The following is a 22,623-nucleotide window of genomic DNA, read 5'->3' on the forward strand; positions in this document are numbered from 1 at the left end:
GGCCGGGGCGTCGCGCTCTCGCTCAGTCCCGCGTGTACCGGCGGGCGCGGCCGGAGATCCCCGCGAAGTGGAATTCGCCCGCGGACACCGGGTCGACGGCGAGGTCCGTCGATGTGTCGCGGGGGACCCGGCGATGCAGCTCGCGGTACTCCTCGACACCGATCGGCATGCGCGCATCCAGCAGCGCCTCGGTGCGCTCCCGGCGCGCGGCCGCGCGGTAGCCGGGCCGCACCAGGCCGGTGAAGAACTCTCCCACCGCTCCCGAGCCGTAGCTGAACAGGCCGATCCTGCAGCCGGTGAGATCGTCGTCCGAGTCGAGGACCGCCGCGAGGGCGAGGTAGAGCGACGCGGTGTAGCTGTTGCCGATGCGTCGGTTGTAGCGCGTGGAGGGCAGGAAGGTGTCGAGGCCGAGCTCGACCCCGGTGTGCTCGGCGAGCTTGCGATGCGCCTTCTCTGCCATGCGCGTGAACGGCTGGTGGTGGCAGAAGGCGTCGATCTCGCTCGCCGCCACGCCGCCTTGAGCGCGGTAGTCGTCCCATGCCCCTGTGAACGCGTCGAGGTACGCGTCGATGGAGAGCTTGCCCTCGACCATCGCGATGTCGCTGTCGTTCGGGCGCCAGAAGTCGTCGATGTCGGCGGTCCAGATGCCCGTGGGCGTCGGGATCTCCACAAGATCGGGGTCGGCGGCGACGAGCATCGCGACCGCACCCGCGCCCTGCGTGGGTTCGGCTGCTGTGTCGATCCCGTATCGGGCGATGTCGCTGCTGATGATCAGGACGCGTTCCCGGGGGTCGCGGGTGACGATGCCGATCGCCATCTGGAGCGCGGCCGTTCCGCCGTAGCAGGCCTGCTTGAGCTCGACGACACGACAGGCGGGAGGCAGCCCGAGGAGCCGGTGTGTGAAGATGCCCGCAGCTTTGGACTGGTCGACGCCGGTCTCGGTCGCGAAAAGCAGCGTGCGGATGCCTGCGGCGCCGTGGCGGTCGAGGATCGGCGCGGCTGCGGCGGCGCCCATCGTGACGATGTCCTCGTCGGGGCCCGGGACGCTCATCTGGTCCTGGCCGAGCCCTTTGTGGAACTTCGCCGGTTCCACCCCGATCGCGCGTGCGAGATCGGCGAGATCGAGCACGCGACTCCCGGTGGCGACGGCGAGATCGTGGATTCCGATGACGGGCGGGGTGTTCATGCTCGGCCTCCTGCGCGGCGTTCCATCAGCACATGCGATTGCATCAGTTCACCGGGGTTGGTCTGCGCCGCCAGCAGCGACAGCTCGCCGCACAGGACCGTGGCGGCGATGAGTCCGGCCAGCCGTCGCGCGCCGGCACCCGACTCCTCCAGCCCTCGGCAGCCCAACCGCTCGAGGGCCGCATCGACTCCGGGCAGATCCTTGCCGTTGCCGACCGTTCCGACGATGAGGTTGGGGAGGGTGCACGAGAACAGCAGATCGCCGTCTCCGCGCCGTTCGGCATAGGTGATGCCCTGTGAGCCTTCGACGATGTTCGCGGCGTCCTGACCGGTCGCGAGATAGAAGGCCAGGAGCATGTTCGCGTAGTGCGCGTTCGCCGAGCGCAGGGCGCCGGCGACCGTCGATCCGACGAGGTTCTTGCGCACGTTGAGATCGACCATGCGGGTGGCGGTGGTCCGCAGCTGAGCGTCGACCAGATCGGCCGGGATGAGGATCTCGGCGACGACGCTGCGACCGCGACCGAGCAGACCATTCACCGCCGTGGCCTTCTTGTCGGAGCAGAAGTTGCCGGAGATCGATCCGTACGACAGCTCCGGGTGCCATGCCAGGATCGCGTCCATGAGCGACTGCGCGGCGAGGGTGACCATGTTGTGGCCGGACGCGTCGCCCGTCGTGAGCGCGAAGCGCACGAACAGCAGGTGACCGACGATCTCGGTGTCGAGCTCGATGAGCTTGGCGTGGCGACTCTGGCCGGCGACGATGGCCGCCAGGTCGTCGAACCGGGCGTCGAGGGCGCGTGACGCTGCGACGGCCTCGGCGGCCGACGCAGCGACGAACAGACTCGAGCGGGTCATCCGCTCATCGACGACCGACACTCGGATGCCGTCGTCGACGAGTCGGGAGACGCGTGCGCCGCGGCCCACGGACGGCCACAGCGGCGTCTCGTACGTGGCCAGCGGCACGCTCTGCTCACCGGCGACGTCTCCGCTGAGCTTCAGGGGACCGACCCACCGGGTAGGGATCGGTGTGACGAGATCATCGGGCATTGCTGCTCCTTCCGAGGGATCGCTGCGCCAGAGTCGTGAGGTCGACGCCACGCGCGGCGCAGAACTGCGCCGTGGCGCCGCTGACGACGACGTCGGTGGTGCGCAGGGCGGTGAGGTCCTCGGCTCCGAGAAGGGCGAGGAGAGAACCGAGATGCATGGTCCACTCCTGGATGCGGTCGCGCAGCGCCTCGGCGCCCCCGTCGAGGACGACCGAGAGGAACGACCCGGAGACGCCCACGGCATGCGCACCGAGGGCGAGAGCGCGCGCGACGTCGAGGGGGGAGCGGACGCCGCCCGAAGCAAGAAGGGTCGGGGCGCCGGCCGGAGCCTCCAGCAGGCACGCGACGGTCGACTGCCCCCACCCTTCGAGGTAGCCGTAGTCACGCTGCGGGCGACGCTCGTTCTCGACTCGCACGAAGTCGGTCCCGCCGTTGCCGGAGACGTCCGCGTACGCCACACCCATGTCGGCGAGCCGCCGCAGCGTGCCCGAACTCAGACCGAAACCGACCTCCTTGACGATGACCGGCACGTCGACGGCGGCGATGATGCGCTCGAGAGAGGACGGCCAGGTCGAGAAGGAGCGGCTGCCTTCCGGCATGACCGTCTCCTGCACGGCGTTCACGTGCACCTGCAGCGCGTTCGCCTCGAGGAGTTCCACGGCGCGGCGGGCATCGTCGGCGCTGCGCTCCACACCGAGATTGGCCATGACGAACCCGTCGGGGTTCTCCTCCCGCAGCACACGGAACGTGGGGGCGACCGACGGGTCGCCGAGCGCGATGCTGACCGATCCCGAGGCGATCGCCGCGCCGGTCTCGCGCGCGGCGATCGCGAGATCGCGGTTGACTGCGCCGGTCATGTCGCTGCCGCCGGTCATGGCGTTGATGTAGAAGGGAAGCGGCCACGGGGCATCGGCCACCTCGGTGGACAGCGTCACCCGATCGACGTCGATCCCGTCGAGCGCGTGATGCACGAAGGCGACATCGTCGTAGCCGTTTCGTCGCGGGCCCGACGCCTGCTGCTCCGCCGCGAGGCGGACGTGGTCGTCCTTGCGGTCACCCGACACGGTGGTCTCCCTCGGTCGCTGTCACGGAGAGCGCCAGTGGCACGACACCGAGGTCGCGCCACGCACGCTCGAGCGCATCGCGCTCCACCGTCGGGTGCACGAGCGCGACGCCGCAGTCGCCGCCACCCGCGCCGGACGCCTTCGCGGCCGCGCCCATCCCTTCGATGATGTCGCACATCTCACGCAGGTCGGCCGTTTCGATCTCCACGCCCGAGGCCGCTGCCAGATCCCGCAGCACCCTCCGAGCCTGGCGGAGCGCCGCTTGGGCGGCGGTGGCGTCGTCGGCGGCGAAGGCATCCCGAAGAGAGAGCACGGCGCTGCAGGAGTCGGAGAGGAACGCCGGGTGGTCGACGTCGCCGCGTTCGACGGCCGCTTGGACGGCGGAGACGAGCGACCGGGTCGATGCCGGTGCGCCGGTCCACCCCACGACGAGGTCGAGATCGGTCGGCGGCTCGATCGGGACGATCTCGCCGACCTCCCACGCGGGAAGCCGCAGGCGGCGCTCCACCTCGAGCGCACCGGCGGCCGCGAGCGCCTCGCGATCGGGGCTCCGATAGAAGATCCAGCCGCCGTGCGTGCTCGCCGCGACATCGCCGCCGCTCGCATCGGGCGACACGCTGAGCGTCGCCAGCATGGCCAGGCGGTACTCCTCGTCGGGTGTCAGGGCGAGCCCGAGATGACCTCCGACCGCCCGGACGACGCCGACGGTGACGGCGGCGGAAGAGCCGAGACCGAACTTGCGTCCGGTGCCGTCGTCGAGGCCGCTGTCGATGTCGAGGGCGAACACACCGTCGGGGATCGATCGCTCCCGCCGCAGATCCTCCATCACGGTGAGCGCCGCGACCACGTAGTCGAGCCCGTGCTCCTCATCCGACACGTCGATGCCCGGCGAAGCGGGGGTCCATGTCAGCGTCTTGTAGCCGGTGGAGGTCACCACGCGTGCCGGAGCGGCCGCGTCCAACGTCACGGTGACCGCGAGGTCGACCGCCGCCAGCACGGCGGGCTGCCCCGGCGTGACGACGGCGTACTCGCCCGCGATGAACAGTTTCCCGGGGATGCGGACGACGATCCGCTCGGGCGAGGGATGGGTCACGCGGATCTCTCCCGCAGGGTCGCGCCGGGCCCCGGTCGGGCGACCACCGTGTCTGCGAGGGTGCTGATGCGACGTGACACCGCCGGAGTGTCCGCCGGTGCGCAGACGATGCAGACGTTCGGGCCGGCATCGGCGGTGGCCCAGGCGCGCACGCCCTCGCGGCGCAGTGTCTCGACCGCGTCGAAGATGGACCAGCTCGTCGGCGTGAGGTAACGGATCGACGGATCACTGCCCTGGATGACCGCGTGCATCCGCAGCGCATTCGTCTCGGTGATGCGGCCCAGCCGCTCCAGGTCTCCGGCGCGGCACGCCTCCTGTGCCGCAGCCAGCGACTGAGCCGTCGAGGTCACCCAGGCGGGATAGTACGGCGAGGTCAGCGCGGTGCGCCGCATCGCCTCGCGACTGGAGACGGCCTTCTCGCCCGCGTCGACGGTCGCGATGACCATCTCGATCTCGGGCGCATCGATGTGCTCGGCGAACGAATGCTCATCGTCGCCCGCATGCCAGATCGCGAACCGCGAGATGATCGATCGCGATGCCGATCCGGAGCCGCGTCGGGCGAGCCGGCTGAGCGCACGGGTGTCGAGGTCGAGTCCGTATGCGGTCGACGCCGCGAGTGCCAGCGCGGCGAAACCCGACGCGGACGAGGCGAGTCCGGCCGCGGACGGGACGGTGTTCCGCGTCACCACCTCGGCGGCGGCATCGCTGCCGGCGAGGTGCCGCACGTGATCGAGGAACCTGACCACGCGCTCCCGCACGACGCCCTCGCGCTCGGAGCCGTTCATCACGACGCGGTCGACTGCCGCCCCGGTGTCGGTGCGCACGGTCGTCGTGGTCGGGAAGACGTCCAGAGTCATCGACAGACTCCCCGTCGCGGGCAGATTCTGCGTGGTGTCCGCCTTGCCCCAGTACTTCACCAGGGCGATGTTGGGATGCGCCTGCGCCGTGGCGGTGGTCACGCGACCTCCATGTGAGTCGTCCAGGCCGCGGGGGCGCCCGCCGTGCGCATCCGTCTCACGACGGTGGCGGCATGCTCGGGATCGTGGGCGAGCGCGATCACGCACCCGCCGCGACCACCGCCGGTGAGCTTGGCCCCGGCGGCACCCGCAGCGCGGGCGGCGGCCGCGAGGTGGTCCAGGGCCGGGTCACCGACGCCGAGGGTGCCCAGATGGCGATGGGCGGCATCCATCGCGGAACCGAGTCCGTCCAGGTCGCCGTGCGAGATGTCGGCACGAGCCTGCGCCGTCAGCTCCGCGAGCGCGCCGACGGCACGGTCGAACACCTCGGGCGATGACTCGCGCAGCGAGCGGACGGCGCCCACGGCCTCGCGCGTGCGGCCGCGCACCCCCGAGTCCGCGACGACGAAGTGCAGAGCGGTCCCGACGGTGATCGGCTCGACGCTGCCGCGCCGGAACCAGATCGGGCCGGGTGCGCAGACGGCGCGGGCATCGAGACCGCTCGGCGCCCCGTGCGCGGCGCGCTCTGCGTCCTGGATGAGCGCGAATCGCTCGTCGGGGTCGAGGTCGCGGCCGAGGGCGCCCGAGACGGCCGTGACGACAGCGGCGGCGACCGCCGCGCTGGAGCCCACACCGCGCTCGGACGGGATGTCGCTGTGGATGCGCACATGAAGCCTCGCATCCGGCGCGCCCGCCGACGCGAGGGCGGTGCGAACGGCCGTGACGGTGGGAAGCAGGCGAGCAGGTGCCGCATCGAGCGGGCCGTGGAACAGCTCGCTGTCGATGCGCGAGGCCCGGGACGTGGCGGCGGCCTCCGCGCGGGCGGCGATGGACGTGATCGGCAGAGCGATCGCCGGGTGGCCGTAGACCACCGAGTGCTCGCCGATGAGGATGGCCTTGCCGGTGGCCTCGCCGATCCCGTTCCCCGGCTCGGGGTCGCCGACGAGCGCGTCGACGGTGCCGGTCGCGCGGGGCTGTGGGGGAGCGTCCCCGCGGAGGGCGCTCGCGTCGGTCTTCGGGGTCATAGCGGGCTGGCCAAGCCTAACAGTCGACGATCCGCACGGGCCGTGGACGACCGGCGCCACCGGTTCCGATAGAGTGACCGTGATCGCATCCTTTAATCCCGTCCCGTGAGACGGAGAAGGGAGCGCCGATGAGCACGCGCACCGTGCTGCACGACGCCGACATCGCCCGGGCACTGACCCGCATCGCCCACGAGATCCTCGAGTCGAACAAGGGCCCCGACGGTCTCGTGATCCTCGGAATCCCCACTCGCGGAGTCACCCTCGCCGCCCGGATCGCCGGGCTGGTCTCGCGCTTCGGCGGCGCGCCCGTTCCCGCGGGAGCCCTCGACGTGACCATGTACCGCGACGATCTGCACCGCAACCCGACGCGGGCGCCGCATCGCACCGAGATTCCTCCCGGCGGCATCGATGCACGAACGGTGATCCTGGTCGATGACGTGCTCTTCTCCGGTCGCAGCATCCGCGCGGCCCTCGACGCCCTCCAGGACATCGGCCGACCGGCGGCGGTGAGGCTCGCGATCCTCGTCGACCGAGGCCACCGCGAGCTGCCGATCCGTCCCGACTTCGTCGGCAAAAACCTCCCCAGCGCACGCGACGAGCGCGTGAACGTGCGGCTCGTCGAGATCGACGGCGTCGACGAGGTGGCGATCGGTTCATGAGACACCTTCTCGACACGCGCACGCTCACCCGCGAGGACGCCATTCGCGTCCTCGACGTCGCCGAGGACATGGCCGACACGCAGCGCCGGGAGGTCAAGAAGCTGCCGACGCTTCGCGGCAAGACCGTCGTGAACCTGTTCTTCGAGGACTCCACCCGCACTCGCATCTCGTTCGAAGCTGCCGCCAAGCGGCTCTCGGCCGACGTCATCAACTTCTCGGCGAAGGGGTCGAGCGTGTCCAAGGGCGAATCCCTCCAGGACACCGCCCAGACTCTGCAGGCCATGGGCGCCGACGCCGTGGTGATCCGTCACGGCGCATCCGGGGCCCCCCAGACGCTCGCGACGAGCGGATGGATCAGCGCCGGCGTCGTCAACGCCGGCGACGGCACGCACGAGCACCCCACGCAGGCGCTCCTCGACGCGTACACGATCCGCAAGCGCACTCATGGCTCGGCCAGCCGTGGTCGCGGTCTGGACGGTCTTCACGTCGCGATCGTGGGCGACATCCTCCACTCCCGGGTCGCGCGATCGAACGTATGGCTGCTGACGACGCTCGGCGCCCGCGTCACCCTCGTCGCGCCGCCCACCCTGGTGCCGCAGGACGTGACCGCCTGGCCGGTGACGGTGCGATACGACCTGGACGATGCGATCGCCGACGCGCCGGACGCGCTCATGATGCTCCGCATCCAGCTGGAGCGCATGAACGCCGCATATTTCCCCACTGAGCGGGAGTATTCCCGTCGCTGGGGCCTGGACCCACTGCGGCTGGAGGCTCTCCCGCCCGGTAGCATGGTGCTGCATCCGGGACCGATGAACCGCGGCCTGGAGATCTCGGCGGCCGCCGCCGATTCCCCCCGTGCAACCGTGCTGGAGCAGGTCGCGAACGGCGTGTCCGTGCGCATGGCCGTGCTCTACCTCCTGCTGGCGGGGGACCATTCGAGCGCGAACGCAAAGGAGGAAGGCCGATGAGCATCCCTCACATCGGCGCAGAGCCCGTCGTCTACCGCGGCGTGCGGATCTCCGGCGGCGACGCCCGTGACCTCGTCGTCGACGGGGGAGTCATCACGGCTCTCGACGGGGAGGCGCCGGGAGGCGCGCGCATCGTCGACGCCGACGGACTCATCGCCCTCCCCGGCCTCGTCGATCTGCACACCCACCTGCGCGAACCTGGATTCGAGGCGTCCGAGACGATCCTCACGGGATCGCGCGCGGCGGCGGCCGGCGGCTACACCACGGTCTTCGCGATGCCCAACACGTCCCCGGTCGCCGACACCGCCGGCGTCGTCGAGCAGGAGCTCGCACTCGGCGAGGCGGCCGGCTACGTGCACGTGCAGCCGATCGGCGCGGTCACGGTCGGCCAGCGCGGTGAGCGCCTCGCGGAACTGGGCGCGATGGCGAGCTCTCGCGCACGCGTGCGCGTGTTCAGCGACGACGGCTTCTGCGTCTGGGATCCGCTCATCATGCGTCGTGCCCTCGAGTACGTGAAGTCCTTCGGCGGCGTGATCGCCCAACATGCGCAGGATCCCCGGCTGACCGAGGGCGCCCAGATGAACGAGGGCACGGTATCCGCGGAGCTCGGACTCGCGGGATGGCCCGCCGTCGCCGAGGAATCGATCATCGCCCGCGACGTGCTCCTGGCTGAGCACGTGGGCTCCCGCCTGCACGTCTGCCACCTCTCCACCGCCGGGTCGGTCGAGATCATCCGCTGGGCGAAGGCCCGAGGCGTCGCGGTGACGGCGGAAGTGACGCCGCACCACCTCCTGCTGACCGAGGAGCTCGTGCGCGGATACGACCCGCGTTTCAAGGTCAATCCGCCCCTTCGCCGTGATGATGACGTGCGAGCCGTGCGGGAGGGCCTCGCCGACGGCACCATCGACATCGTGGCGACCGATCACGCACCGCACCCGGCGGAGGCGAAGTCGTGCGAATGGCAGGCAGCCGCACACGGAATGGTGGGCCTCGAGAGCGCACTCCGGGTCGTGCAGCAGACGATGGTCGACACCGGGATGCTCGATTGGGCCGATGTCGCGCGAGTGATGTCCGCGGTTCCCGCGCGCATCGGGCGCCTGACGCCGCCGGCGCTCGAGGTCGGCGCGCCGGCCGCGTTCGTGCTCTACGACCCGCGTCCGGCACGCACCTTCACGCGTGACGACCTCCACGGTCGCAGCGTCAACTCGCCCTACCTCGGTCGCGATCTGCCCGGTGAGGTGAGGTGGACCGTCAACGGCGGGTTCGTCACGGTCGCCGACGGCGAGCTGGTCGATCGGGAGGGTGTCGCGTGAGCCGCGAAGCCGCACTGCTGGTGATCATGGCGGTCGCCGTCGGCCTGCTCGTGCTGGCAGCCGTCGGCTGGTGGCGCCGGACGCGCCGCGACCGTGCACTCGAGCCGCCGGTGGGGGAGATCCCCGCCGGGGCGATGGAGCGCGACCGCTTCGCGGTTCTGTACGTCGCGACCACGCGCCCCGATCAGCCGCTGGAGCGCCTGGCCATCCGGGGGATGGGATTCCGCTCGGCCGCCGAGGTCATCCTCACCGATCGCGGCATCGCGCTCGAGCTCGCCGGTGAGAGACCGCTGTTCCTCGCCCGGGGGCGGCTCCTCGCCGTCGACCAGTCCACCGTCGCCATCGACCGCGTGGTCGAGAAGGACGGCCTGGTCCGCCTCACCTGGCGGATCAGCGACGACACCGTCGTCGATACCTACCTCCGGCCGCAGGATTCCTCGGCCCGCGCACTCGCCGACGCCCTCGGCGCATCCATCACCTCGACAGGAGCAGACGCATGACCTCGCTGCTGACCACCGACCCCGCGGTCCTCGTCCTGGAGGACGGGTCCCGCCACACCGGGCGCGCCTACGGCGCGCGGGGGACCACTCTGGGAGAAGTCGTCTTCGCCACCGGCATGACCGGGTACCAGGAGACGCTCACCGATCCGTCGTACGCCGGCCAGATCGTGCTTCAGACGGCGCCGCACATCGGCAACACCGGCATGAACGCGGAGGACCGGGAGTCCCGGCGCATCTGGGTCTCCGGCTACGTCGTGCGCGATCCGTCGCGCGTGGTGTCGAACTGGCGCTCGGAGGAATCCCTCGACCAGTCCCTGGCCGCCGACGGCATCGTCGGGATCAGCGGCATCGACACCCGTGCGGTGACACGCCGCATCCGTTCGGCCGGCAGCATGCGCGGCGGCGTGTTCTCGGGAGAGACCGCGGCGCTCGACGCCGAGGAGCAGCTGCGCATCGTGCGCGAGGCCCCGGAGATGTCCGGGCGCAACCTGTCCGCTTCGGTGTCCGTCGAGGACGTCGAGGTCACGCGCGCACAGGGGGAGCGCGTCGGCAACCTCGCGGTGCTCGACCTCGGTGTCAAGCAGTCCACGATCGTCAACCTCGCGGCGCGCGGGTTCGATGTGCACGTGTTCCCGCAGAGCGCGACGGTGGCGCAGATCATGGAGATCGAGCCGGTCGCCGCCTTCTACTCCAACGGTCCGGGGGATCCCGCGGCCAGTGACGCGCACGTGGAGCTCCTGCGCGGCATCCTCGATGCGCGGGTGCCCTTCTTCGGCATCTGCTTCGGAAACCAGCTCCTCGGCCGCGCGCTCGGATTCGGCACGTACAAGCTGCCCTTCGGACACCGCGGCATCAACCAGCCCGTCCTCGACAAGGCCACCGGGCGCGTCGAGATCACGTCGCAGAATCACGGATTCGCCGTCGATGCCCCGGTCGAGGGGACGGTGGACAGCCCCCACGGTTACGGTCGCGTGGAGGTGAGCCACGTCGGTCTCAACGACAACGTCGTCGAGGGTCTCCGCGCCCTCGACATCCCCGCGTTCAGCGTGCAGTACCACCCCGAGGCGGCCGCCGGTCCGCACGATGCGAACTATCTGTTCGATCGCTTCCGCGACATGGTGCTCGACACCCTGTCCGCCCGCAGCAACGACTCCCAGGAGGGTGGCCTCTGATGCCCAAGCGCGACGACATCCGATCCGTCCTCGTCATCGGCTCCGGCCCGATCGTCATCGGTCAGGCGTGCGAGTTCGACTATTCCGGCACCCAGGCGTGCCGCGTGCTCCGTGAAGAGGGGGTGCGCGTGATCCTCGTCAACTCCAATCCGGCGACGATCATGACCGACCCGGACTTCGCCGACGCCACATACATCGAGCCGATCTCGCCCGAGGTGATCGAGACGATCCTGGCGAAGGAGAAGCCCGACGCGATCCTGCCGACCCTCGGTGGGCAGACGGCGCTGAACGCCGCGATGGCGTTGCACGATCGCGGCATCCTCGACGCCTACGGGGTCGAGCTCATCGGCGCGAACGTCGACGCCATCCGCAAGGGCGAGGACCGTCAGGTCTTCAAGGAACTCGTCATCGAGTCGGGGGCCGATGTGGCCGAGAGTCGCATCTGCCACTCGATGGACGAGGTGCTCGCCGGCGCCGCCGACCTCGGCTATCCGCTCGTCGTGCGTCCGTCGTTCACGATGGGCGGCCTCGGCAGCGGATTCGCGTTCGACGAAGCCGACCTGCGGCGCATCGCCGGCGCCGGTCTGCGCGATTCGCCCACGCACGAGGTTCTCCTGGAGGAGTCGATCCTCGGTTGGAAAGAATACGAGCTCGAGCTCATGCGCGACTCCGCAGACAACACCGTCGTGGTGTGCTCGATCGAGAACGTCGACCCGGTCGGCGTGCACACGGGCGACTCCATCACCGTCGCGCCGTCGCTGACGCTGACCGACCGCGAGTACCAGAAGATGCGCGACATCGGCATCGACATCATCCGTGCGGTGGGCGTCGACACGGGCGGGTGCAACATCCAGTTCGCCGTCAATCCCGACACCGGCCGCATCATCGTCATCGAGATGAACCCCCGCGTGTCGCGGTCGTCGGCGCTCGCGTCGAAGGCGACGGGCTTCCCCATCGCGAAGATCGCCGCGAAGCTGGCCATCGGCTACCGCCTGGACGAGATCCCGAACGACATCACCAAGGTCACCCCCGCGAGCTTCGAGCCCACGCTCGACTACGTCGTGGTCAAGGTGCCTCGCTTCAACTTCGAGAAGTTCCCCAACGCCGACACCACGCTGACCACGACCATGAAGTCGGTGGGAGAGGCCATGGCGATCGGCCGGAACTACACGACGGCGCTGCAGAAGGCGCTGCGCTCGCTCGAGAAGCGCGGTTCGAGCTTCCACTGGGGCGACGAGGATCGCACGGTCGACGAGCTCCTGGAGATCGCCCGCACGCCCACCGACGGCCGCATCGTCGTGCTCCAGCAGGCGATGCGCAAGGGCGCGACCGTCGAGCAGGCGTTCGAGGCGACGAGCATCGACCGCTGGTTCCTCGACCAGATGCTTCTCATCAACGAGGTCGCCGAGGAGATCCGCGGCGCCGAGGAGCTCGACGCGGCCGCCCTCCGGCTCGCGAAGGATCACGGATTCTCGGATGCGCAGATCGCGCAGCTGCGGGGCCTCGACGAGGCCGAGGTCCGCGGCATCCGACACGGTCTGGACATCCGCCCGGTGTACAAGACGGTCGACACGTGCGCCGGCGAGTTCCCGGCCCTCACGCCGTACCACTACTCCAGCTACGACAGCGAGACCGAAGTCACCCCGTCGGAGCGCACGAAGGTCGTGATCATCGGATCCGGTCCCAACCGCATCGGCCAGGGCGTCGAGTTCGACTACTCGTGCGTCCACGCCTCGTTCGCGCTGAGCGACGCCGGGTACGAGACGATCATGGTCAACTGCAACCCGGAGACGGTGTCGACGGATTACGACACGTCGGACCGGCTCTACTTCGAGCCGCTGACGCTCGAGGACGTGCTCGAGGTGCTGCACGCCGAAGCGCAGTCCGGCAAGATCCTCGGCGTCGTCTGCCAGCTCGGCGGGCAGACTCCGCTGGGCCTCGCCAAGGGGATCGAAGAAGCCGGGTACACCATCCTCGGGACGAGCCCGGCGGCGATCGACCTCGCCGAGGAGCGCGGGCTCTTCAGCGGGATCCTCGACGCGGCCGGACTCGTCGCGCCCCGGCACGGCACGGCGATCGACGTCGACGAGGCTGTCGCGGTCGCGGAGGACATCGGCTACCCGGTCCTGGTCCGCCCGAGCTTCGTGCTCGGCGGACGCGGCATGGAGATCGTGTACGACACCGACAGCCTCCGCGACTACTTCGTGCGGATCGCCGACCAGGCGATCATCGGCCCCGGACTCCCGCTGCTGGTCGACCGCTTCCTCGACGATGCCATCGAGATCGACGTCGATGCCCTCTTCGACGGCGAGCAGCTGTACGTCGGCGGGGTCATGGAGCACCTGGAGGAGGCGGGCATCCACTCCGGCGACTCCAGCTGCACGCTTCCGCCGATCTCGCTCGGCCGCAGCGACGTGGACCGGGTGCGCACCGCGACGCTCGCCATCGCGCAGGGCATCGGCGTGCGGGGGCTGCTGAACGTGCAGTTCGCCATCAGCGCCGGCGTGCTCTACGTCATCGAGGCGAACCCGCGCGCGAGCCGTACCGTCCCCTTCGTCTCGAAGGCACTCGGGATCCCGCTCGCCAAGGCCGCCTCGCGCGTCATGGCCGGTGCGACGATCGGGGAGCTCATCTCGGAGGGCCTGCTCCCGGCCGCGGACGGCTCGCGCGTTCCGCTGGACGCCCCGGTGTCGGTCAAGGAGGCGGTGCTCCCCTTCAAGCGCTTCCGCACGAAGGACGGCGAGACGGTGGATTCCATCCTCGGCCCCGAGATGCGCTCCACCGGTGAGGTGATGGGTATCGACCGCGACTTCCCGACGGCGTTCGCCAAGAGCCAGCAGGCAGCCTACGGGGGCATGCCGACCACGGGCACGGTCTTCATCTCCGTCGCCGACGACGACAAGCGCGCCGTCATCCTCCCGGCGCACCGACTGCGGGAGCTCGGCTTCGACCTCGTCGCCACGGAGGGCACGGCCGAGATCCTCGCCCGCAACGGCATCGCGGTGAAGGTCGTCGCGAAATACTCCGAGACGCAGGAGTCGGGCGAGCCGAACGTGGTCGATCTGATCAACGCCGGCGAGATCGACATGGTCGTGAACACCCCGTCGGGAGGGATGGCTCGCGCCGACGGCTACGAGATCCGCGCCGCGGCGGTGGCTGCCGACAAGGCGCTGTTCACCACCATCGCGCTCCTGGGCGCCGCCGTCAGCGCTCTCCCCGCGCTCCGCGAGGGGTTCGAGGTGCGAAGCCTTCAGGAATACGCGGTGGACCGCGCCTCGCGCTCATGACCGGATTCGGCGAGCGGGTGCGGTCGACCCTGGCGCAGCGGGGTCCGCTGTGCGTCGGGGTCGACCCGCACCCGAGACTTCTCGTCGACTGGGGTCTGCCGGAGACGGCCGCCGGCGCACGGGAGTTCGGACTCCGCGTGGTGGATGCCGCAGCGACCGCCGGGGTCGGCATCGTCAAGCCGCAGGTCTCGTTCTTCGAGCGCTTCGGATCGGCCGGGTACCGCGCCCTCGAGGACGTGCTGCGGACGGCCCGGGAGTCGGAGCTGCTCGTCATCGCCGATGCCAAGCGCGGTGACATCGGGTCGACGATGGATGCCTACGCCGAAGCGTGGCTGCGCGCCGGATCCCCCCTCGAGGCCGACGCGCTGACGGTGAGCCCGTACCTCGGAGTCGGGGTCCTCGCATCGGCTGCGAGCCTGGCCTATGCCGGCGACAAGGGACTGTTCGTGCTGGTCGCGACGAGCAATCCCGAGGGGGTGGACCTGCAGCGCTCCCGCGACGCGAGCCGGCGGACGGTCGCGCGGCGGGTCCTCGACGAGGTCACGCAGATCAACGCCGCCCACGTCGATGACGGACGATGGGGGAGTGTCGGCGTCGTGATCGGCGCGACGGTCGGGTGGGCGGATGCGGGGCTGGCTCCGGTGTCTCCGCCGGCGCCGATCCTCGCCCCCGGTTTCGGATTCCAGGGCGCGCAGCCGGGCGACCTCGGCGCGGCGTTCGGCGACAGCGCGCAGACCGTGATCGCCAGCGAGAGTCGGAGCCTTCTCTCCGCCGGTCCGGGGCGGCTCGCGGAGACCATCAGAGACCGCTCAGAGCACTACAGGAGCAGGGAATGACCGAACCACACCGACCTCCCGAGGTCGACCGCGTCGCGGCGTCGCGCCGTGCCGTCGAGGCCCGCCGGGCACGAGCGTCGCTGAAGAAGGACATCGCGATGCGGGTCGTGACGCCCCAGGACGTGCTCGCTCGGAGCACCGACGCCACGGATTCCGCCGCGGCGACGCTGCGCGTGACGGAGTTCCTGACCGCGCTGCCGGCCATCGGTGCGGGCAAGCGCGATCGCGTGCTGCAGTCGCTCGGGATTTCACCGGTCAAGCGCCTTGGCGGGCTGGGTGGCCGTCAGCGGAACGCCCTGTCGACGTGGCTCGACGAGCGTTTCCCGCCCATCCGACCCCGCGCCGGACGCAGCCGTCTCCTCGTGCTGGCCGGACCGACGGCGGTGGGCAAGGGGACGGTCGCCGCGCACATCGCCGCGCACCATCCGGAGATCCTCCTCTCGGTCTCGGCGACGACCCGGCCGCCCCGTCCGGGCGAGATCGACGGTGCGCACTACTTCTTCGTCGACGACGAGGCGTTCGACCGCATGGTGGATGCCGGCGACCTGCTCGAGCACGCCACCGTGCACAACCGTCACCGCTACGGCACACCCCGGCGCCCCATCGAAGAGGCGCTGGCCGAAGGACGGACCGTGCTGCTCGAGATCGATCTGCAGGGCGCACGCCAGGTGCGCGCGGCCGACCCCGCCGCCACGCTCGTGTTCCTGCTGCCGCCGAGCTGGGACGAACTGGTTCAGCGGCTCATCGGGCGCGGGACCGAGGATGCCGAAGAGCGCGCGCGCCGCCTGCGCACGGCGAAGGTCGAGTTGGCCGCTCAGAGCGAATTCGACCACCGCGTCGTCAACGACGACGTCGCCGAGGCGGCCCGCAAGGTCGTAGAATTGTCCGAAGCGCCCGCGCGCTACTCGTCGCGCGGCTGACGCGATCGACTCACCGCCACCATCCGAACCAGGAGGTTCCCCATGGCCGGAACGAACCAGGGCATCATCGAGCCCCCCATCGACGCACTCCTCGAGAAGGTCGACTCCAAGTACCAGCTGGTCATCTACGCATCCAAGCGCGCGCGCCAGATCAACGACTACTACTCGGATCTGCACGAGGGGAACCTGTTCGACAACGTCGGGCCGCTCGTGGACTCCACGGTCGAGGACAAGCCGCTGACCATCGCGATGCACGAGATCCACGAGGACAAGCTGCGCCTTCGCGCCGCCGAGTGAGCTCACCGCACATCACCGGCCGCATGATCCGTCATGTCGGCCGGTGATGTCATACTGCCTCCGTCCGTGACCGCTGTCTTCCTGGAGCTCCGATGAGCGATCTTCGCCTGTTCACGTCCGAGTCCGTCACCGAGGGGCATCCCGACAAGATCTGCGACCAGATCTCCGACAGCATCCTCGACGCGATCCTCGCCGAGGATCCGGAGGGACGCGTGGCCGTCGAGACGCTCGTGACGACCGGTCTCGTGCATGTCGCGGGGGAGGTGTCCACCAGTGCATACGTCGAGATCCCCGCGATCGTGCGCGACGTGGTCAACCGCATCGGCTACACCAGCAGCGAGACGGGTTTCGACGGTGACTCCTGCGGTGTGAGCGTCTCCATCGGCGCACAGTCCTCGGACATCGCCGCCGGGGTGAACAAGGCGTTCGAGCAGCGTGAGCGCGGATCGGTCGACCCGGCCGATGAGCAGGGCGCCGGCGACCAGGGCATCATGTTCGGCTACGCCACCGACGAGACGCCGCAGTTCATGCCGATCGCTGCATGGACGGCGCACCGCATGGCCGAGCGCCTCGCCGACCTCCGCCGGGACGGTCAGCTGCCCTTCCTCCGCCCGGACGGCAAGACGCAGGTGACGCTGGGCTTCGACGGGGGCGTGCCCAAGACCGTCGAGTCGGTGGTGCTCTCGACTCAGCACCACCCCGACATCTCTCAGGCCGACCTTCGCGACCGGGTGCGCGCGGAGGTCATCGACCCCGTACTGCACGCCACCGGCCTCGATCTGCCCGGCGTGCAGTACTTCATCAACCCGGCCGGGCCCTTCGTCGTCGGCGGCCCGAAGGGCGACGCTGGTCTGACGGGTCGCAAGATCATCATCGACACCTACGGCGGCGCGTCGCGCCACGGTGGCGGTGCATTCAGCGGAAAGGACCCGTCGAAGGTGGACCGGTCCGCCGCCTATGCGATGCGCTGGGTCGCGAAGAACGCCGTCGCCGCGGGCCTTGCCGATCGCCTCGAGGTGCAGGTGGCCTACGCCATCGGCAAGGCGAGCCCCGTCGGACTCTACGTGGAGACCTTCGGAACGGGCCACGTCGCCGACGAGATGATCACGCGGGCGATCCGCGATGTCTTCGATCTCCGGCCCAAGGCGATCATCGATCGGCTCGATCTCCAGCGCCCCATCTACGCCGACACGGCCGCCTACGGCCACTTCGGCCGCGAGCTGCCGAGCTTCACCTGGGAACGCACCGATCGCGTCGACGAGCTCCGCTCCGCCGCCGGTCTCTGACATGTCCGCCCGCCGCGTCGCGCGGGTGCTCGTCGACTCCCCGCTGCCGCAGCTGGACCGCCTGCTCGACTATGCGGTCCCCGTCCCGCTCGTCGACCACGCGCTCGCCGGGGTGAGGGTGAAGGTGCCGCTGCGGACCGCGGGCCGCACGGTGGAGGGATGGATCGTCGAGATCGCCGACGAGGAGCCTGGCGACCGACCCCTGTCCGACCTGGAGGATGTCGTCTCGCCCGTGCCGGTCCTGCCTCCCGGGCTGTATGCGCTCGCGCGGCGGGCCGCCGACCGCGCGTCCGGTTCCGCGAGCGGCGTGTTGAAGGTGGCGATTCCGCGCCGAACGGTGCGCGCCGAGAGGGCGCACCTCACCGCCGCCCCGCCGACACCGGTGACCGTCGTCCCGGAAGCCGCGGAGTGGGCCGCGGCGAGGCTCGCCGAATTCCCCGGGCTTCGTCCCGTCATCGAGGAAGCGCGCCGAGGGGCACTCCTCGCCCCGCCCGGTGTCGGCCCCGCCTCCGACGCGGAGGGCGCCACCGACGTCGGCGTGTGGGCTCTCCTGCTCGCGGCCGTCGCCGTCGATACGCTCGCCGCCGGTCGGAGCGCGATCCTCGTCGTGCCGGATCATCGTGACCAGGCGCAGCTCGAGCAGGTGCTCCGCGAGCGGCTCCCCGAAAGCGCCCTCGTCCGCCTGGATGCGCGGCAGAGCGGGCCGTCGCGATACGCGGCGTATCTGAGGACGCTGGCGGATGCCCCCTGCGTCGTCGTCGGAAACCGCTCGGCCGTCTACGCCCCCGCCGCCTCGGTCGGCGCCGTGATCGTGTGGGACGACGGCGACCCGCTGCTCGCGGAGCCGCTCAGTCCCGGTGTCCACGCCCGCGATGCGGCGCTGCTGCGACAGGAGATGGAGGGGTCCGCGCTGCTGTTCGCCGGTCACACCCGCACAACGGACGTCGAGAGACTCGTCGCGCTGGGGTGGCTCGACGACATCGCACCGGCCCGCCGCGTCATGCCCAAGACCATGCTGAGCGCCACGCGCGAGGGGGAGGGGCGAGGTCAGCGCATCCCGTCGGCGGCGTTCGCGGCGGCCCGTGATGCGCTCGCGTCCGGCCCGGTGCTGGTTCAGGTCGCACGCCCGGGATACGCTCCCGTGCTCGTGTGCGCCTCGTGCCGGCATCCCGCCCGCTGCGCGCACTGCGGCGGGCCGCTGCGAGCCGCGCACCACGGAGCCGTTCCCACGTGCGGGTGGTGCGGCAGGTCCGCTCCCGCGTGGGGGTGCACCGAGTGCGGGGGAACGCGGCTGCGGATGGCCTCCTCGGGAAGCGAGAGGACCGCCGACGAGCTCGGGCGCGCCTTTCCCGAGATCCGGGTGATCGTCGCCGATGGGGACCACCCGGTTCCCCATGTCGACGCGCGTCCGGCGCTCGTGGTGGCGACGCGGGGCGCGGAGCCGATCGCCGCCGGCGGCTATCGCGCGATCATCCTGCTCGACGCGGACCGGATGCTCCTCGCCGAGGACCTGCGCATCGGCGAGGCCTGCCTGCGCTGGTGGTCGAACGCCGCCGCGCTCGCGGCGCCCGGGGCCCCGGTGCATCTCGTGGGCGTCGCGGGGCCCGTGGCGCGCGCATTCGCGACCTGGAACCACCCCGCGTACGCGCGCATCGAACTGGCAGAACGTGCGCCGCTGCGCATGCCGCCCACAGTGCGCGTCGCCGCCCTCGAGGGGGATCGACGCACCGTCACGGAGGCTCTGGTGCGACTGCGCGAGGATGCCCCGGACCTCGATGACCGGGCGATCCTGGGGCCCGTCGACACGGAGGGTGGCGTGCGTGCGCTGGTGCGGTTCGAGTACGCCCACGGTGCATCGGTGACCCGCAGTCTGCGTTCGTCGATCATCACCGCCGCTCTTCGGTCGCGCAGGCCTGCCAAAGGGCGCCAGCGCCCACCCGCCCCTACACTCAGAGTCCGGGTCGATGTGCCCGATCTCGATCTGTGAGGAGTCCATGCGTCTCGTCTTCGCCGGCACACCCGCACCGGCCGTACCCGCCCTTCGTGAGCTCGCGGAGAGCCGACACCAGATCACGGCGGTGGTGACCCGCCCGGACGCACCGCTCGGACGCAAGCGGGTGCTCACCCCGTCGCCGGTTGCCGCGGCGGCCGAGCAGATCGGCGCACCGGTCATCAAGACGGCGCGTCTGGACGCCGACGCAACCGAGCGGATCGCGGCGCTCGAGCCCGATCTCGGTGTCATCGTCGCCTACGGCGGGCTCGTGCGGGAACCTCTGCTGAGCACTCCCGCACACGGATGGATCAACCTCCACTTCAGCCTGCTGCCGAAGTGGCGCGGCGCGGCACCGGTGCAGCACGCGCTCATCGCGGGCGACGATGTCACCGGCGCCGCCGTGTTCCGCCTCGTGGCGGAGCTCGACGCCGGCGACGTCTTCGCCGACCGACGGGTCGAGATCGAGCCGGGGGAGACCGCAGGGGAGCTGCTGTCTCGGCTCGCCGACGTGGGAGCGGGTCTGCTCCACGAGGTCGTCGACGCCGTCGCCGCAGGAGACGCCGTCGCACGCGCCCAGACGGGTGAGCCCACGTTCGCTCCGAAGCTCACCATCGATGACGGTCGCATCCGCTGGGAGGAAGCTGCGGAGCGGATCCTCGATCGCGTGCGTGGCACGACCCCCGAACCCGGCGCGCACACGACGGTCGCCGGCGAGCGATTGAAGCTGCATCGTGTCGACCTCGTCGACGACGCGCCACCGCTGGCACCGGGACAGGTCGGATGGGATCGCGGGCGCGTCCTGGTCGGCAGCGGCGACGGTGCCATCGCCCTGCGAGAGGTGCAACCGGCCGGGCGCGGCGTGATGCCGGCGCCCGATTGGTGGCGAGGGCGCCGGCAGGATGATGTGAGGCTGGGTTCATGACCGGTGCACGCGAGGTGGCCTACGAGACGCTCCGAGCGGTCCACGAGTCGGACGCCTACGCGAACCTGCTGCTCCCGGCTGCGATCGAGCGTGCCGGCCTGAGCGCCGGCGACGCGGCGCTCGCGACCGAGCTCACCTACGGAACCCTCCGGCGTCGCGGCACCTACGACGCCATCATCGGGATCGCGGCGGACCGTGCACCATCGAGCATCGATCCGGAGATTCTGGATGCCCTTCGCCTGGGTGTGCACCAGCTCGTCGCGACCCGTGTCGCCTCGCACGCCGCCGTGAACGAGTCCGTGACGCTCGCACGTCGCGCCGGCGGGCGCGGCGCCGCCGGGTTCACCAACGCCGTGCTGCGGCGCGTGTCGCGGGACACCCCCGGTGAATGGGCGGATCGGGTCGCCGAGACTGCGAGATCCGACGATGAGGCGATCGCCCTGTCGTCATCCCACCCCGTGTGGGTGATCCGCGCCTTTCGTCGTGCCCTCACGGCAGAGGGTCGCGCCGACGAACTCGGCGCGCTGCTGACCGCCGACAACACGGCCCCTCGCGTCACCTTCGCGGCGCTCCCCGGCCTCGCGGAGCCCGGTGCCGATGCGCGCCGCACCCCCTTCTCGCCGCTGGGATTCCGTCTCGCCGGCGGTGCTCCCGAAGCCGTCGTGAGCGCATCCGACGGCCGCATCCGCGTGCAGGACGAGGGCTCGCAGCTCGCAGCGCTCGCCCTCACCCGGGCCCGTGCCGTCCAGACCGGTGAGAGGTGGCTCGACCTGTGCGCCGGCCCCGGAGGCAAGACGGCGGTCCTCGCCGCCGAAGCCCTCGCTCACGGCGCGCGGCTCGACGCGAACGAGATCTCACCCGCACGGGCCGGGCTGGTGCGACGGTCGATCGCGGGGGTGCCGCTGGAGGTGGAGGTGACCGAGCGCGACGGGCGGGACCTGACCGCCGAGCGTCCCGGCATCTACGACCGCATCCTGGTCGATGCCCCGTGCACGGGCCTCGGCGCCCTGAGACGGCGCCCCGAGGCGCGCTGGCGCAAAGCACCGGGCGACGTTGCGGAACTGACGGCGCTGCAGGGCGAGCTGCTGGGTGGTGCGATCGAAGCGCTCGCGCCCGGCGGAATCGTCGCCTACGTCACGTGCTCGCCCCATCTCGCGGAGACGACCGGCGTGGTCGCCGAGGCCCGTCGTCGCTTCGGCGACGCCGTCGAGGAGCTCGACGCCCGTGCCGTCGTGCGCGAGGTCGCCCTGTCGTCGCCCGACCTTCCCGCGCAGACCGACGGCTCCGGTCGCGCCCAGCTGTGGCCGCACCGCCACAACACCGATGCGATGTCGATCACGCTGCTGCGGCGCACGTGATGACGCGCGGGAGCCGGAATAATGAACGGGTGAGCGACATCCGCATCAACCCCAGCATCCTCGCCGCAGACTTCGTGAACATGCAGACCGAGCTCGGCCGCATCGCGTCGGCGGATTACGTGCACGTGGACGTCATGGACAACCACTTCGTCCCGAACCTCACGTTCGGTCCGCAGATGGTGGAGCGCATCCAGGCGACGTCGCCGGTGCCGTTGGACGTGCACCTGATGATCGACGATCCGGAGCGATGGGCACCGGGCTACGCCGAGATCGGCGCGGCGTCGGTCACCTTTCACCTCGAGGCCGCCGCAGAGCCGATCGCGCTGGCTCGTCGGCTGCGGCAGATCGGAGCGCGAGCGGGCGTGGCCGTCAAGCCGGGCACACCCGTCGAGGGGCTCCTCGACGTGCTCGACGAGTTCGACCAGGTGCTCGTGATGACCGTGGAGCCGGGCTTCGGCGGGCAGTCCTTCATGCCCGAGACCATGCCGAAGCTGCGAGCGCTCTCCGACCACGCTCGCGCCGTCGGATCGACGGTGTGGCTGCAGGTCGACGGCGGAATCGGGGAGTCGACCATCGCCCAGGCGGCGGAGGCCGGTGCGGACACGTTCGTGGCGGGTTCGGCCGTCTTCGGCGCCGACAGCCCGGACGCCGCGATCGCCGCGCTCCGCAGCCGGGCGGCGCACGCACACCGCCACTGAAGCCCCACCGGGCGCGGCCGGTGCCGCGCGCGGAGTTCGGTACGC

20 protein-coding genes are annotated in these 22,623 nt (G+C 70.8%); 14 read left to right on the forward strand and 6 right to left on the reverse strand.

Annotated features, from left to right (window positions below; genetic code table 11):
• Window positions 1-22 precede the first annotated feature (22 nt).
• Genes IM777_RS09295 through mvk form a run of 6 tightly spaced genes read right to left on the reverse strand, consistent with a single transcriptional unit; the run spans window position 23 to window position 6,369 of the window.
• Window positions 23-1,186: a hydroxymethylglutaryl-CoA synthase gene (locus tag IM777_RS09295; protein WP_194383131.1), complete on the reverse strand. Its 1,164-nt coding sequence runs from the start codon at window positions 1,184-1,186 to the stop codon at window positions 23-25.
• Entirely contained in the window at window positions 1,183-2,232 is a 1,050-nt protein-coding gene (locus IM777_RS09300) for a hydroxymethylglutaryl-CoA reductase (RefSeq protein ID WP_194383132.1), read from the reverse strand. The genes IM777_RS09295 and IM777_RS09300 overlap by 4 nt, the downstream gene beginning before the upstream one ends.
• Window positions 2,222-3,295 carry a type 2 isopentenyl-diphosphate Delta-isomerase gene (gene fni, locus IM777_RS09305; RefSeq protein ID WP_194383133.1) on the reverse strand — a complete coding sequence of 358 codons (1,074 nt, stop codon included), beginning with the start codon at window positions 3,293-3,295 and terminating at the stop codon, window positions 2,222-2,224. The genes IM777_RS09300 and fni overlap by 11 nt, the downstream gene beginning before the upstream one ends.
• The gene (locus IM777_RS09310) at window positions 3,285-4,388 is read right to left on the reverse strand and encodes a phosphomevalonate kinase (RefSeq protein ID WP_194383134.1); all 1,104 of its coding nucleotides are present in this window, start codon (window positions 4,386-4,388) and stop codon (window positions 3,285-3,287) included. Before IM777_RS09310 ends, fni begins: the two co-directional genes overlap by 11 nt.
• Window positions 4,385-5,347, reverse strand: coding sequence for a diphosphomevalonate decarboxylase (mvaD, locus tag IM777_RS09315; RefSeq protein WP_194383135.1), 963 nt, complete (start codon window positions 5,345-5,347; stop codon window positions 4,385-4,387). Before mvaD ends, IM777_RS09310 begins: the two co-directional genes overlap by 4 nt.
• Window positions 5,344-6,369, reverse strand: coding sequence for a mevalonate kinase (gene mvk, locus IM777_RS09320; protein WP_194383136.1), 1,026 nt, complete (start codon window positions 6,367-6,369; stop codon window positions 5,344-5,346). Before mvk ends, mvaD begins: the two co-directional genes overlap by 4 nt.
• Window positions 6,370-6,497: 128 nt before the next feature.
• On the opposite strand from mvk, the gene pyrR reads away from it, so the two are divergent.
• From pyrR to rpe, 14 genes are all read left to right on the forward strand, one after another.
• Window positions 6,498-7,028, forward strand: a complete 531-nt coding sequence (gene pyrR / locus IM777_RS09325) for a bifunctional pyr operon transcriptional regulator/uracil phosphoribosyltransferase PyrR (protein ID WP_194383137.1) — start codon at window positions 6,498-6,500, stop codon at window positions 7,026-7,028.
• Window positions 7,025-7,996 carry an aspartate carbamoyltransferase catalytic subunit gene (locus IM777_RS09330; protein ID WP_071043495.1) on the forward strand — a complete coding sequence of 324 codons (972 nt, stop codon included), beginning with the start codon at window positions 7,025-7,027 and terminating at the stop codon, window positions 7,994-7,996. The genes pyrR and IM777_RS09330 overlap by 4 nt, the downstream gene beginning before the upstream one ends.
• Window positions 7,993-9,309 (forward strand): dihydroorotase, encoded by a 1,317-nt coding sequence (locus IM777_RS09335; RefSeq protein ID WP_194383138.1) that lies wholly within the window; start codon window positions 7,993-7,995, stop codon window positions 9,307-9,309. The genes IM777_RS09330 and IM777_RS09335 overlap by 4 nt, the downstream gene beginning before the upstream one ends.
• The gene (locus IM777_RS09340; protein ID WP_071043497.1) at window positions 9,306-9,809 is read left to right on the forward strand and encodes a PH-like domain-containing protein; all 504 of its coding nucleotides are present in this window, start codon (window positions 9,306-9,308) and stop codon (window positions 9,807-9,809) included. Before IM777_RS09335 ends, IM777_RS09340 begins: the two co-directional genes overlap by 4 nt.
• On the forward strand, window positions 9,806-10,981 hold the full coding sequence (gene carA, locus IM777_RS09345) for a glutamine-hydrolyzing carbamoyl-phosphate synthase small subunit (protein WP_071043498.1): 1,176 nt from the start codon (window positions 9,806-9,808) through the stop codon (window positions 10,979-10,981). Before IM777_RS09340 ends, carA begins: the two co-directional genes overlap by 4 nt.
• Window positions 10,981-14,268, forward strand: coding sequence for a carbamoyl-phosphate synthase large subunit (carB, locus tag IM777_RS09350; RefSeq protein WP_071043499.1), 3,288 nt, complete (start codon window positions 10,981-10,983; stop codon window positions 14,266-14,268). The genes carA and carB overlap by 1 nt, the downstream gene beginning before the upstream one ends.
• Window positions 14,265-15,104 (forward strand): orotidine-5'-phosphate decarboxylase, encoded by an 840-nt coding sequence (gene pyrF, locus IM777_RS09355; protein WP_194383139.1) that lies wholly within the window; start codon window positions 14,265-14,267, stop codon window positions 15,102-15,104. Before carB ends, pyrF begins: the two co-directional genes overlap by 4 nt.
• Window positions 15,101-16,024 carry a guanylate kinase gene (gene gmk, locus IM777_RS09360; RefSeq protein WP_071043501.1) on the forward strand — a complete coding sequence of 308 codons (924 nt, stop codon included), beginning with the start codon at window positions 15,101-15,103 and terminating at the stop codon, window positions 16,022-16,024. Before pyrF ends, gmk begins: the two co-directional genes overlap by 4 nt.
• Window positions 16,025-16,066: 42 nt before the next feature.
• Window positions 16,067-16,321, forward strand: coding sequence for a DNA-directed RNA polymerase subunit omega (rpoZ, locus tag IM777_RS09365; RefSeq protein WP_071043502.1), 255 nt, complete (start codon window positions 16,067-16,069; stop codon window positions 16,319-16,321).
• Window positions 16,322-16,413: 92 nt separating this feature from the next.
• Complete coding sequence (gene metK / locus IM777_RS09370) at window positions 16,414-17,607, forward strand: methionine adenosyltransferase (protein ID WP_071043503.1); 1,194 nt, start codon at window positions 16,414-16,416, stop codon at window positions 17,605-17,607.
• A 1-nt stretch (window position 17,608) separates the two neighbouring features.
• Window positions 17,609-19,594, forward strand: coding sequence for a primosomal protein N' family DNA-binding protein (locus IM777_RS09375; protein WP_071043504.1), 1,986 nt, complete (start codon window positions 17,609-17,611; stop codon window positions 19,592-19,594).
• 7 nt (window positions 19,595-19,601) lie between these two features.
• Window positions 19,602-20,522: a methionyl-tRNA formyltransferase gene (gene fmt / locus IM777_RS09380; protein WP_071043505.1), complete on the forward strand. Its 921-nt coding sequence runs from the start codon at window positions 19,602-19,604 to the stop codon at window positions 20,520-20,522.
• Window positions 20,519-21,880 (forward strand): RsmB/NOP family class I SAM-dependent RNA methyltransferase, encoded by a 1,362-nt coding sequence (locus IM777_RS09385; protein WP_194383140.1) that lies wholly within the window; start codon window positions 20,519-20,521, stop codon window positions 21,878-21,880. The genes fmt and IM777_RS09385 overlap by 4 nt, the downstream gene beginning before the upstream one ends.
• The gene (rpe, locus tag IM777_RS09390) at window positions 21,880-22,578 is read left to right on the forward strand and encodes a ribulose-phosphate 3-epimerase (protein ID WP_194383141.1); all 699 of its coding nucleotides are present in this window, start codon (window positions 21,880-21,882) and stop codon (window positions 22,576-22,578) included. Before IM777_RS09385 ends, rpe begins: the two co-directional genes overlap by 1 nt.
• The last annotated feature ends 45 nt before the right edge of the window (window positions 22,579-22,623 follow it).

The organism is Microbacterium luteum, assembly GCF_015277875.1.
GTDB lineage: Bacteria > Actinomycetota > Actinomycetes > Actinomycetales > Microbacteriaceae > Microbacterium > Microbacterium luteum.